11 protein-coding genes and 2 pseudogenes are annotated in these 12,205 nt (G+C 26.8%); 1 reads left to right on the plus strand and 12 read right to left on the minus strand.

The annotated features are described in order from the left end of the window. Positions 1-287: 287 nt before the first annotated feature. The 10 genes and pseudogenes from A500_RS15770 to A500_RS15810 all read right to left on the minus strand — a co-directional run bounded on the left by A500_RS15770 (position 288) and on the right by A500_RS15810 (position 9,832). Complete coding sequence (locus tag A500_RS15770; RefSeq protein WP_016208563.1) at positions 288-1,523, minus strand: NAD(P)-dependent oxidoreductase; 1,236 nt, start codon at positions 1,521-1,523, stop codon at positions 288-290. Between the two features lie 38 nt (positions 1,524-1,561). Next, positions 1,562-2,769 (minus strand): annotated as a pseudogene (gene hydF, locus A500_RS15775) ([FeFe] hydrogenase H-cluster maturation GTPase HydF). Positions 2,770-2,781: 12 nt separating this feature from the next. Then, positions 2,782-4,158 carry a [FeFe] hydrogenase H-cluster radical SAM maturase HydG gene (gene hydG, locus A500_RS15780; protein ID WP_016208564.1) on the minus strand — a complete coding sequence of 459 codons (1,377 nt, stop codon included), beginning with the start codon at positions 4,156-4,158 and terminating at the stop codon, positions 2,782-2,784. Between the two features lie 33 nt (positions 4,159-4,191). Then, positions 4,192-5,303: pseudogene (hydE, locus tag A500_RS15785) on the minus strand ([FeFe] hydrogenase H-cluster radical SAM maturase HydE). A gap of 72 nt (positions 5,304-5,375) precedes the next feature. Beyond that, positions 5,376-5,621, minus strand: a complete 246-nt coding sequence (locus A500_RS15790; protein WP_016208566.1) for a TM1266 family iron-only hydrogenase system putative regulator — start codon at positions 5,619-5,621, stop codon at positions 5,376-5,378. 371 nt (positions 5,622-5,992) lie between these two features. Then, complete coding sequence (locus tag A500_RS15795; protein ID WP_016208567.1) at positions 5,993-6,376, minus strand: NUDIX hydrolase; 384 nt, start codon at positions 6,374-6,376, stop codon at positions 5,993-5,995. Between the two features lie 100 nt (positions 6,377-6,476). Then, a complete protein-coding gene (locus tag A500_RS15800; protein WP_016208568.1) occupies positions 6,477-7,256 on the minus strand; it encodes a YdcF family protein in 780 nt (259 codons plus the stop codon). A gap of 146 nt (positions 7,257-7,402) precedes the next feature. Then, complete coding sequence (locus A500_RS20825) at positions 7,403-7,540, minus strand: clostri-philic family protein (protein WP_016208569.1); 138 nt, start codon at positions 7,538-7,540, stop codon at positions 7,403-7,405. A gap of 72 nt (positions 7,541-7,612) precedes the next feature. Next, on the minus strand, positions 7,613-8,029 hold the full coding sequence (locus tag A500_RS15805; protein ID WP_016208570.1) for a DUF3785 family protein: 417 nt from the start codon (positions 8,027-8,029) through the stop codon (positions 7,613-7,615). Between the two features lie 45 nt (positions 8,030-8,074). Continuing rightward, a complete protein-coding gene (locus tag A500_RS15810) occupies positions 8,075-9,832 on the minus strand; it encodes a helicase-related protein (RefSeq protein WP_016208571.1) in 1,758 nt (585 codons plus the stop codon). Positions 9,833-10,145: 313 nt separating this feature from the next. Between A500_RS15810 and A500_RS15815 the strand changes: the two genes are divergently transcribed. Continuing rightward, complete coding sequence (locus A500_RS15815; protein ID WP_016208572.1) at positions 10,146-10,700, plus strand: hypothetical protein; 555 nt, start codon at positions 10,146-10,148, stop codon at positions 10,698-10,700. A gap of 30 nt (positions 10,701-10,730) precedes the next feature. Here A500_RS15815 and A500_RS15820 read toward each other — a convergent pair whose 3' ends face one another. Together A500_RS15820 and rplT are read right to left on the minus strand one after the other, a co-directional pair. Continuing rightward, positions 10,731-11,657 (minus strand): patatin-like phospholipase family protein, encoded by a 927-nt coding sequence (locus tag A500_RS15820; protein WP_016208573.1) that lies wholly within the window; start codon positions 11,655-11,657, stop codon positions 10,731-10,733. Between the two features lie 182 nt (positions 11,658-11,839). Then, positions 11,840-12,196 carry a 50S ribosomal protein L20 gene (rplT, locus tag A500_RS15825; RefSeq protein ID WP_016208574.1) on the minus strand — a complete coding sequence of 119 codons (357 nt, stop codon included), beginning with the start codon at positions 12,194-12,196 and terminating at the stop codon, positions 11,840-11,842. Positions 12,197-12,205: the final 9 nt, after the last annotated feature.

A 12,205-nucleotide genomic window follows, 5' to 3' on the forward strand; every position in this document is an offset into this window, starting at 1 on the left:
GGCTAAATCATCTAAAGATGCCTCATCTTTCATTTCAATTATCTTATTTATTCTTTCAATACTAACGTAACATTGTTGCATTGTAAATAGTTTTTTTATTATTTAGAATAAATTCACTTTTAATATTAAAATCCTAAGAAATTTGTATAATTATATTTTTAAGTTTCATAAGATAAAAAGGAGAAACTCATAGTGTTATCTCCTTTTTCAAATTGTTTAAATTAATATAGTTAAAATTTTCTATTATAATCTATATTTAATTATGCATACACTCTACTTCACTGAATTTACTTATTTTTTTGAATGTATTTTTCTATTTCTTCTGCAACTATTTTGGCATGGGATGCTGCTCTAACCACAGTTTTAGCTCCGGTAACTACATCTCCTGATGCAAAAACTCCGTCTCTTGTTGTATGACCATATTCATCTGTTAATAGAAGCCCCCACTTATTTGTTTCAAGTCCTGTTGTATTTGAAACAATATTATTCTTTGGAGATTGACTTACAGCAATTATTATTGAATCACATTCAAATATTCCTTCTTTTCCTTCAATAACTATAGTGCTGATTTTTCCATCTTCATCTACAACATTTTCTGTTTCTATATATTTAACTCCTTCTTCTGTTAACTCTACAGGAGACTTAAACAACTCAAACTTAATTTCATCTGAAATTGCTCCTTCTAACTCAGCTTTTGTTGCAGGTATATTTTCCATTCCTTTTCTATATAAAATATATACTTCTTTAGCACCATTTCTTTTTGCTGTTCTTGCTGCATCCATCGCAACATCTCCAGCTCCTATTACACATACTTTATTTCCCAAGTTATAAACACTAGGTGATTTTAAATAATCTATTGCATAATGTACATGCCCTAAACTTTCACCTTTTATATCTAATGTCTTAGGATTCCATACTCCTGTACCTATAAATATAGCTTTATATCCATCAAAGAAAAGTTTATCTAGGGTTAAAACAGGCCCAACTAATGTATTTGGTCTTATTTTAACTCCTAATTCAATTAATCTTTCTTCATAATGATCTATAATACTATTGGGAAGTCTGAATTCTGGTATTCCATATCTTAATACTCCCCCTATTTTATCATGTGAATCAAATATAGTAACTTTATATCCTTTTTGTGCTAATATAAAAGCTATAGTTATTCCAGCTGGTCCTCCACCTATTATTGCAATTCTTTCTTCTAATTCTTTTTCTTTTTCAAGCTTTATGTTTTCTAAATAATATTTTGATACATGCTTCTCTATATCACAAAAGCTTACTGGTTCGTCTTTTATTCCTCTAATACAATTTCCTCTACATTGGTCTTCATGAGGGCATACTATAGCACAAACTAATGATAGTGGATTATTTTGAAATAAAATTTCCCCAGCCTTTGCTATTTGCCCTTCTTTAAATAATTCTATAACTTCTGGAATAGAAGTATTTATAGGACAGTGTGCTTGGCATCTTGGTTTTTTACACATATAACATCTATTTGCTTCCATTGCTAATTCCTTCATAATTAACACTCCCCCTTTTCTTTAGTTAAATTCAGTCTTTATATTATATCATCATACTTAATATTAAATAAAGATAAACTTCTTTCCAAAATTCCATTTAAATATGCCAGTACAATTCCATAATTAGTTATCGGAACATTTTTTTCTCTACATTGATTTACTCTATTAACTACAGTTTTCCTATTAATCATACATGCTCCACAATGAATTATTAAATCATATTTATCCATATCCTCAGGAAAGTCATGAAAAATACTATAATCATATGTTAATTCTGCTCCAACATAGTTATTTAATAGCTTTGGAATTTTAACTCTTCCAATATCCTCATGAGAAACATTATGAGTACAGCTTTCTGCCATTAATATTCTTGAATCTTTATTTAAATTTTTTATTTGTAATGCTCCTTTTATAAACTCTTCAAAGTCTCCTTTTTGCCTTGCAAATAGCATTGAAAAACTTGTTAAATTTATGTTTTTAGGAACAATCTTGTCTACTTCTTTAAATGCTTGAGAATCTGTTATTACTAAATCTACATCTTTTATATCTTCAAGTGCACTTTTAAGTTCTGTATCTCTAACAACATAACTTTTTATTCCATGATCTAAACAATCCCTTATACATTGTACCTGTGGTAGTATTATTCTTCCCTTTGGAGCTTCTGAGTCTATTGGGACAACTAAAATTACTTTACTATTATATTCAAGCAGATCCCCTACTATTGGAAGTTCTTCTTCCTCCTGCTGTAATATATTTATAAGTTTATCTCTTAATAAATCTATACCTTCACCTGTTTGTGATGATAAAAATATTGAATCATTGAATTTACTTTTTAATTCTTCTAATATATTTTCTTTTACACTATCGCATTTATTTATAACAATTATATAAGGTATATTATATTTTTTAAAATTTCTCTTAATTTCTTTAAACTTTTTCAAATCAATATCATTAATATCAAAGATATAAATTGCTACATCTGTTCTTTTAATAATATCTAATGTTTTTTTATTCTTATTTCCCCAAGTTCACTTTTATCTTCAAACCCTGCTGTATCTATCATCAAAATTGGTCCAACTGGTATAAGCTCCATGGCTTTTTGAACTGGATCTGTTGTTGTCCCTTCCTTTTCTGAAACAAGCGAAATTTCTTGACCTAAAAATTTATTTATTAATGATGATTTTCCTGCATTAGTTTTCCCAAACACTGCAATATGCTTCCTATTTGCATTTGGTGTTGAATTCATAGTAACCTCCCCCTATATATATAAATCTCTTTGTCCTTTTCTTAGTTTTTCTAAGTTACTTTTTAGTACATTTTTTATATCTTCTCTTTTTATATTCTCTATTTCTTTACTTATAACTTTTTCTGATTTTTCTAATATTTCCTTATCGCCATAATCTAGAGCAAATTCTAATAATGTAGCCATTGCGTTAGGTTCACACATATTTTGAATTTCTCCACTTTTAGCAAGAGTCATAAATCTTTCTCCAGTTCTTCCTTTTCTATAGCATGCTGTGCAATAACTTGGAATATATCCATCATCTAAAACTCCCTTTAATACTTCAAGAGGAGTTCTTTCATCTGATGTTTTAAATTGAGAAACTTCTTTTCCTTCTTCTCTATCCTTATAGCCTCCAACACCTGTACTTGAACCTGCACTTAATTGTGATACTCCACATTTTAATAATTCTCTTCTCATCTCTGCAGTTTCTCTTGTTGACATTATTATGCCTGTAAATGGTACAGCAATTCTTACTATTGCAACTAATTTTTTGAACATATCATCATCAACTATATGTGGGAATTGCTCTAAAGTCATTCCTTTAGCTGGCTTTAGTCTTGGCATTGAAATGGTATGGAATCCTACTCCAAACTTTTCTTCCAAATGTTTATTGTGCATCATAAGACCTATAATTTCAAATTTGGGATCAGCTAACCCAAATAAAACTCCAGCTCCCACATCATCTACTCCAGCTTCCATAGCTCTATCAAAGGCTGTTAAATGATAATTATAGTCTCCTTTAATTGATTTTGGATGCATTTTTTCATAAGTTGGTTTGTGATATGTTTCTTGGAATAAAATATAAGTTCCTATCTTAGCTTCATTTAATTTTTTATAATTCTCAACAGTTGTTGCTGCTATATTAACATTTACTCTTCTTATTTCTCCATTCTCATTTTGAGTCTTATAAATGGTATCTAAACATTCTACTACATAATCTATTGGAGCATTTACAGGATCTTCTCCAAGTTCTAAAGCAAGTCTTTTATGTCCCATTTTTTCAAGAATTTTAACTTCTTCTCTTACTTCTTCCATAGTTAATTTTCTTCTACCAAATTCATTACATCTTTGATATCCACAGTAAACACAATTATTTACACAATAATCACTTACATATAGCGGGGCAAACATTACAACTCTTTTTCCATAAATTGAATCTTTGATTTCTCCTGCTAATTTATATATTTCCTTCAAATCTTCTTCATCTTCTGCTTGAAGTAATACTGCTATATCTTCATATGATAATCCATCTCTTTTCTTAGCTCTCTCTAAAACAGCATTTATTTCTTCTTTTGTTGCCTTCTTAGCTTCTTCTAAAATTTTTTCAATATATTCATGATCAATAAACATATAAAACACTCCTATAATCTATAATTTATTTATTTATTTATTTATTATCCTTATATTTTCAGCTTGGATTTTTTCTTCCACAAAGTTATATCCATGCTCTTTTTTCCAGGCTACATTATCACCTCTTGTTACTTCAACCTTAAATCCAGCCTTTCTTATCCTTCCTTCTATACACTGCCTACATTCCGCAGCCTCATCTCCAGTGCATATTTTCCCATCATAAAGTGAGTATTTTTCTCTTACACTAGTTGGTGATAAATTTGGCATAACTACATTTCCACCTGCTTTTATGCCTTTTTCTCTACCTGTTGGATCTATACTTCCAAGAGCAGTTGTAGATGGCAATAAAACATTAGGCAATAGTAATCTTACCAATGCCAACATTGTAGTAGTTTTTTCTAATGTTCCAGCTTTATTATTTTTAAGAGGTGTATCTTTATGGGGAATAAACGGACCAATTCCACACATATGAGGCTCCAACTCTTTTACAAATAGTAAGTCATTAACTAAATCTTTATTAGTTTGTTTTGGAAGCCCAACCATAAAGCCTGCTCCCACTTGATATCCTATTTCCTTTAGATTTTTTAAACACTGTCTTCTTTCTTCAAAACTGGCTCCTGGATGAAGTTCATCATAAAGTTCCTTTGTAGCTGTTTCATGCCTCAATAAATATCTGTCAGCACCGGCCTCAAACATCTTCTTATAAGATTCATAACTTCTTTCTCCTAAAGATAATGTTATTGCATTATTGGGGTATTTTTCCTTAATCATTCTTATTATTTCTATCATTACTTCATCTGTAAAATAATCATCTTCTCCACCTTGAAGAACATATGTCTTATAGCCCAGCCTGTCCCCAATATCAACACATTCCATAATATCTTCTTTTGTTAATCTATATCTATCTGCTTCTGTATTACTTCTTCTTATTCCACAATAAACACAGTTTCTTTTGCAGAAGTTTGTAAACTCAATAAGACCTCTCATATAAACCTTATCCCCATAAGTTTTCATTCTAGTTTCATGAGATTTCTGTATTAAATAAGTTTTATCTTCTTGATTTAGATTATCTAATAAAAAATAAGTTCATCCCTACTAGCATTATTAAACTTATATAGCTTATCTATAATATTTTTAACTACCATATACACTCCTCCAAAAATCCATTGATAGATACTTTATTATGTTTATTTTTATTATGTACTTATACTTTTTTACTACAGCTCTTTCTTACTAATAGCTGTTTTAACTGTTACTCCTTTAATATTTCCGAGTTTTCCTGTTAAACTATTAATTTCATTTAAGTCACCTGTAACAACTATAGATATAATTGATATTTCATTTTCTAGTGGTATCCCCATCCTACCTTTAATACTTCCTCTAAAGCTTGCAACAACTTCATTAAATTCAGCATTACATTTATTTGGATCTTCTAAAATAGCACTTATAACCCCTATTTTCATAGTTACCTCCTTAATTTTGTGAAGCAAAATAAAAGTCTACTTTCTTAATTCAAAGAAAATAGACTTTTTATATTAACAATAAAATTTATAACATTATAAAATAAACTAAGCGTATGCTTAATTTATAAACTTTTATTCTTAATAAATTATTTTCTACTATCTTTCAAATTAGATTTCTCTTTTTTGTTAGATGTTATATTTTTATTTAAGTATATAGATAAATATTAAAACAAATAAATAAAGACTTTTTCTCTAAACAAATGAATTTATATTAATCTTATTAATTATATGATAATTATTCCAGTTTATGATGTCAATAGAACTTCATCTTTCATTAATAAATAGATGTTCTCTAAAGACATCACTTCTTGCTATTTATTATAATACATTAAAATTTTATCTTTTTCTCCTGGAGCTAAATTAAAATTATCTAATTCTTCTAAACTTACCCAAGCTCCTTCAATTATATCATTTCCATATGTAACTTGTGTCTTTAGCTCTCCTTGATAAACTGCATATATTTCTTTATTTTCTTCATTTAATATATTAGCTATTTTCTCTACATTAAAAACTATAGATTTTAAATCTTCTTTTATAGCACGTGAAACACATTTTTCTTCGGATTCTCTTCCTTTTAATTTTTTCCCTACATTGTACCAAAATTCCTGTTCATTTTTCTTTACTTTCTTTTTTACAATAAATACATTTTTAAAATCATCCTTAATCACTATTGAACAGGAAGTAACCTTAGACATATTATTTCCCCCTTATACCTCGTCTATATTCTTAATTACTTATATTATTTCTTACCTAATCTAATATTCTACAATAATTTTCTTTTACCTTTATATAATTTTATAAATTATTTTTTATATCTATTAGATAAGATTTAATTACTGCTAGTAACTCTCTAGAATACATAACTGGAACTAATAAAGGTAATGTGTTGTTTGTATAAAAGCTAACTGTATTATAATTTAGTTTCTTTGCTATCATATTACTTCTAAATGCATGAAAATCTGAAGTTATTATTTTTATATCTAAATCTGATACACTCTTAGATGTCTCATTTTCTAATATATCTTTTGAAAATAATAAATTTTCATTTGTATTTGTAGACTTTTTTTCCATTATTATCAATTCTTCCTTTATTCCATTATCTACTAAATATTTTTTCATTGCTTGCGCCTCTGATATATCTTCACCTGGACCTTGTCCCCCTGATACTATTATTTTAGGTTTCTTGTCTTGATTATTAATATATTTAATTGTTGTATCTAATCTTTGTTTTAATGTAAGGCTCGGCCTTTTTCCTTTAACTCCTGCACCAAGAACTATAACATAATTAGAATAACTATTATCTTTTTTAGGAAATATAACTATTGCACATTCTATAATCATAAAAAACAAAATAATAGCTATTATACAGTATTTACCTATATTAATTATTTTTTTGCTTTTGAATTTCTTATTAAAATATTTTCTCAATTTATTTTTCATATAATGATAAATAATTAAAATAACTCCTAATGCAAAGAAAACTTCACTAAAAGTTATTTTTCCGAATAATAAGTTTATGCTTATATAATATATAATTATAATTGTTCCTATTATCAAGTCTAATTTCTTACTCATAACCAAGCCCCTTTATATTTATTCTTATTACATATTATCATAATTATACATTTTTACAACAATTTACTATTAACCTTAACTTAATATTAAGAATTAAAAAATAGCTAAAATTATAAAAATATAATCTTAGCTATTTTAAGTTTAAATTATTTTATTGGTTCTCCATCAAAATCTGTATATTCATTTTTATTTTTATCATTTCCAATATTATTTTGATTTTCATGTAACTTTTGTCTTCTTAATCCCTTTTGCATAGGATTTTTACTTTTTGTATTCCTTGACATATAAAACACATCCTTTCAAAAGTATTTTATACCCTAAAAATTTTTTAATACATCATTTATTTACTTTATAAATTACAGTTCAAATTCTTCTACTTCTATAGAATACATACCACAATTTTTACAAACTATTACTGTAACTAAGTAACTCTTATCTACTATACCTTCTCTATTTAGCCTAGTGAAAGATTTTTTATCGTATTGATTATCTATACTGCTTGTAATAAATTTATTATTTTTTCCATAAGCATAAAAATAGAACTCTAAGAAGTCAAAAACTTTCTTTTTTTCTTCTTTTCCTGCCCTACAATTGCTACAACAACTTTCATAATATGCATTTTGAAATTCTGCTTCATTGCTATTTGAAAGTAATTCTAATACCTTTTCAGTATCAAATTCTTGAAGTTCTTCATTTTCATCATTTGCAAAATATTCTAAGTTTTCCTCTTCTAAAGTATATTCCTTGTCTTCAAATTTAAATTTATATATCATTTTATCTTCCTTTCAAGATTAGTTATTTTACTTTTATTATTTTAACTAAAGCCTAACTAATATTTCGTTTATCTCTTCACTTACTTTAAGCCTTTCTTCATGTATCCATTTAAAATCAAATTCCAAATTGAATATTTTACAAAATGAATAGTAAATATTTATCCTTTGATAATAGCATTCAAGCTCATCTAAATTTCCCTTAAAACATTGTGGTCTAGTTATTGCTTTATTTTTTATAACAAATAACTCTTCAACATAATCTAAAAATGTATTCATAAGCTCTTCTTTTGATATATCAAATGGTATTTTTAATAGATCCCACTGAACTTCTTCCTTCAACTTATATCTCTTAATACTATCTAGTATAACTAAATATTCGTTTATATCCATTTTTCTATAATAATCTATAGATTCTTCCCTCGTTGCCCATAAAGCTAATTTTTCATTAAGAGGTAAGCTTTTAATATTTAATATAGCTTCTGAAGGTCCTATCACAGCTGAATTTATGATTTTATCTCTTTCTTCTAGCTTCTCTTTTATAAATTTCTGATTATCTCTTACAGTAGCTACATAGCCAATCTCATATATACCTTTTCTACCTGCTCTACCTGCAACTTGCTTTATTTCTTGTGATGTAAGATACCTTATTTCTTCTCCATCAAATTTTTGTATATCTAAAAATACTATTCTCTTTATTGGAAGATTAACCCCCATCCCTATAGCATCAGTAGTTATAAGAACTTTATTTTCTTTGCTTATAAACATATCATATTGTTTTCTCCTAACCTCTGGAGGTAAATCCCCATAAATTATACTAGTTTTTATACCTAAATCTGAATATTGCTGCGCTATTTGTAAAACCTTTTTCTTAGAGAATACAACTATAGCATCTCCCTCTTCTGCATTATTATAGTTGAAATTATTTTCTTGAACTTCTAATGGAATACTTCGTTTATATTCTTTAAATTCATAATCATCATTACAATCAGTTACTATTTTCTCTACTACAGCCTTAGCATTTAAAGCCCCACAAATATGGATTTCATTGCACCTAAGCCCAAGCAAGGCTCTACTCCAAGCTGCTCCCCGTTGAGAGTCATCTATCATTTGAATTTCATCTATAATTGCTATATCATATTCTTTTTTTAAATCTACCTTTTCTATTGTACAAGATGTATGTGTTGCTCCCTCTTTTAATATTTCTTCTTCTCCTGTTAAAAGATTACAAGGAATATTATTATTATTTAATTTTTCATAGTTTTCTAATGCTAGAATTCTTAAAGGTGATAAATAAACACCCTTTTTAGCCACTTTTAATCTTTCCATAGCTGTATAGGTTTTACCTGTATTAGTTTCACCTAGATGTATATAAATCTTTCTCTTTATATTTCTTGCTAATTTGTATTCATCTTTAGGATTACTTGGGAAATTTTCTTCAAACTCTTTAGAAATAAGCTTTGGTATATGTTGCTTTGTTAATACAGACATAAATCCTGAGTTTATAAAACTATTATAATTTCCTCTTATTACTTGATAGAAATCGAAATTTGTATTGTTCTTTTTATTATAATCATCCAGTAATCTTTTAGAGACATATTCCAAAAGTTCTTCATATCTTTCATTTATATCTGAAAACTCTTTAAATCCTTCGCTTTCCATTTCTTTTAATTGTCTTATCTTTTTCCTTAATGAAGATTCTTGTTCAATTAAAGCACCTACTTTTGAATTATGTGCTATTTCTTCTATTTGACCAATCTGTGATTTTAGCTTTTTAAATTCCCTTTGCATTGCATTCTTTTTCAAATAACCACCTCTTGCATTAAATTCCTATTGTAAAAGATCCATTTATAAATTATAATATCTTATTGCTAAGCATATTTCTAGTTTATATTAATTAATCAAATATTATTTATTTTTTATAATTATTATTTATTTAATTATAAAGCTTCATTAATATATCATTGACATAATATATATATATTAACTATTAAATATTTTTAATAAAATTTGTATTTTTTCAGATTTTCTTAAGGATTATTTAAGATTTATAATATATAATCATATCTATAGAATGCTTTTATATTATTATTTATTATTTGGGGGATGATTTTACAATATGAAAAATAAACATATTTACTTAGTGTTTTCAAATACTGGTACGCTACTTTCAAAATGTATTAATTACTACACAAAAGACGAATATGTACATGTTTCCTTGAGTTTTGATGACTCCTTCAAAAAAATGTATTCATTTGGAAGAGTCTTTCCACAAATTCCTTTTATAGGTGGACTTGTAGAAGAAAACTTACAAGATGGTGTATATAAAAGATTTCAAAATAGCAGATGTGTCATTTATAAAATTAGTGTCGATAATAACCAATATAAATTATTAAAAGAAGAACTTAAAAGCTTCCTAAAAGAGCAAAAAAAATATAAATATAGTCTATTAGGATTAATTGGAGTTGCTATAAATAGACCAATGAAAAGGGACAACCATTATTTTTGTTCAGAATTTATTTCACACCTTTTAATTAAAAGTAACATATATGACTCTGATAAAATTCCAGGCCTAACAAAGCCTAGTGATTTATTAAATATTAGTCATAAAGAATTTATATATGAAGGCCTAACTTATGAATATAATAATGTTTATTCAAATTTAATATATTAAAAACTGAGAGTATCATCTCAGTTTTTTAATTTATAAACCTATGCTGATATCATCTTTTTTATAATGTCTTACTATACTTTTTATAAAGTTATATATTTTAAATAACCTGGGAAACTTTTCTTCTTCTTCTACTTTATTTTTAAATTCTGTCATTTGCATAATTGGCTCTAAAAGAGATATTGTATCTTCGTATCCTTCTCTTATTCTATTTTTTTTAGCTTCTTCATCTAAATTTAATGTTCCATTAATTACACTTTCATTTAAATTTCTTGGATATATCTCTATTATTTTAGTATTGGGATATAACGCTTTATCAACTTTTGCTTCTTTAGATAATAATACTACTATTATAATATCACACCCTTCTCCATAAACGGGTTGTATAGGTGTATTATCACAAATACCTCCATCTATATACTTACATCCAAAAAGCTCTGTAGGCTCATATATTAATGGGAGTGATGCGGATGCTATTATAATTTCTTTTCCCAATTCTTCATTAAAATCATTTACTTTAAAATATTTTACTTTAAAATCAGGCAATTCAGTACAAGCTGCATAACAAACCTTATTGTTTTCCTTCATCATATTAATATTTAAATACTTGTCTACTATATTTCTTGCACCTTCTTTAGATACTGCACCTTCTTCTATTTTTTGATTCATATACTTTTTAGCTATATTTAAATTTCTTCCTCCTAATATAAGACCTACTCCCTTTTTGAATAACTCAAATTTACTAATAGGAATTAATTTATCTATTGTTACTTCTTCCCATAAGGATTCAGCATCTTTTATATTATCTTGAGCAAATAATACAGCATTAAAAGCTCCAATTGATGTTCCTGAAAATACAGTTATGTATTTATGAATATTTAAATATACTAATGCCTTCCAAACTCCAAGTTCATAAGCTCCTTTTCCTCCGCCGCCTGATAATACTAATCCTATTTTCACTTTAATCCCCTCTTTTTTTAATCTTTGTAAGTCTTATATATATTATATAACTACCATATAAATTTTGTTAATCAATATATTCATTAACTCTACTAAAATATCATTTTTTAAATTTTAAATTTTTTTATAAAATAAAAACACCTTAAAATATTAACTTTAAGGTGTTTTATAAATAGTATAAACTACTTAATTGAGCTCTTTGCTAATTCTACTAAATCTGCAAATGCTTTTGGATCGTTTATAGCTATTTCTGATAACATTTTTCTATTCATATCTATTCCAGCTAATTTAATTCCATTCATAAATTTTGAGTATGAAAGACCATTCATTCTTGTTGCAGCATTGATTCTTGCTATCCAAAGTCTTCTAAAATCTCTTTTCTTTAATCTTCTTCCAACATAAGCATTTCTTAAAGCTCTTATTACTGATTCGTTAGCAGTTTTAAATAGTCTGCTTTTTCCACCATAATATCCTTTTGCAAGCTTTAATACTTTTTTATGATTCTTACGAGCATTTACCGCTCTTTTAACTCTAGCCATGTTTAATCC

The sequence above is a fragment of the Clostridium sartagoforme AAU1 genome, from assembly GCF_000401215.1.
In the GTDB taxonomy this organism is placed as follows: Bacteria; Bacillota; Clostridia; order Clostridiales; family Clostridiaceae; genus Clostridium; species Clostridium sartagoforme.

Excerpts from the sequence above, each read along its gene's own strand:
- A500_RS20825 (WP_016208569.1), bottom strand. The coding sequence starts at position 7,540 with ATGTCAAGGAATACAAAAAGTAAAAATCCTATGCAAAAGGGATTAAGA.
- A500_RS15800 (WP_016208568.1), bottom strand. The coding sequence starts at position 7,256 with ATGAGTAAGAAATTAGACTTGATAATAGGAACAATTATAATTATATAT.
- rplT (WP_016208574.1), bottom strand. The coding sequence starts at position 12,196 with ATGGCTAGAGTTAAAAGAGCGGTAAATGCTCGTAAGAATCATAAAAAA.
- A500_RS15795 (WP_016208567.1), bottom strand. The coding sequence starts at position 6,376 with ATGTCTAAGGTTACTTCCTGTTCAATAGTGATTAAGGATGATTTTAAA.
- A500_RS15770 (WP_016208563.1), bottom strand. The coding sequence starts at position 1,523 with ATGAAGGAATTAGCAATGGAAGCAAATAGATGTTATATGTGTAAAAAA.
- A500_RS15805 (WP_016208570.1), bottom strand. The coding sequence starts at position 8,029 with ATGATATATAAATTTAAATTTGAAGACAAGGAATATACTTTAGAAGAG.
- hydG (WP_016208564.1), bottom strand. The coding sequence starts at position 4,158 with ATGTTTATTGATCATGAATATATTGAAAAAATTTTAGAAGAAGCTAAG.
- A500_RS15790 (WP_016208566.1), bottom strand. The coding sequence starts at position 5,621 with ATGAAAATAGGGGTTATAAGTGCTATTTTAGAAGATCCAAATAAATGT.
- A500_RS15815 (WP_016208572.1), top strand. The coding sequence starts at position 10,146 with ATGAAAAATAAACATATTTACTTAGTGTTTTCAAATACTGGTACGCTA.